Annotated in this window: 1 protein-coding gene; it reads right to left on the bottom strand. The window is 35.8% G+C overall.

Annotated features, from left to right (window positions below; genetic code table 11):
- Nucleotides 1–155: IS3 family transposase (locus HMPREF3029_RS09740; protein ID WP_144265431.1), on the bottom strand; the 155-nt coding region annotated here is incomplete at its 3' end.
- Between the last annotated feature and the right edge of the window lie 225 nt (nt 156–380).

Genomic DNA, 380 nt, shown 5'->3' with positions numbered 1-380 from the left:
ATAATGCGTAATAAACGCTTATGATTCACCACAACATGTTCTCTGTTTTCGAGTATCGCTTTAATTCTTCTGTATCCATATCTGCCTTTATGTTTTGAGGCAATCTCTTTAATTTTTTCTACTAGCCATCGATCTTTTTGTTCCTGATCATCCATATGTTTTATCCAGTAATAATATACAGACTTCGGTAGCTTCAACACTGTTAGGATTTCCTTCAGCGTATAAGTCGTCTCTTGCCTTACCTCAAGCGCTACTTTCGTTTTTTGTCTGTTGGATCTGTCGGTAAGGCGTTCAACTTTTTTAGAATAATATTCTCCAGTTCTTTCATTCTTAATTCTTCTCTTAAGCGTTCTAGCTCTTCACGTTCTGTTTCATTAAGT

The sequence above is a fragment of the Nosocomiicoccus sp. HMSC059G07 genome, assembly GCF_001815515.1.
In the GTDB taxonomy this organism is placed as follows: Bacteria; Bacillota; Bacilli; order Staphylococcales; family Salinicoccaceae; genus Nosocomiicoccus; species Nosocomiicoccus ampullae_A.
This window is presented reverse-complemented; position numbering and strand designations above follow the sequence as displayed.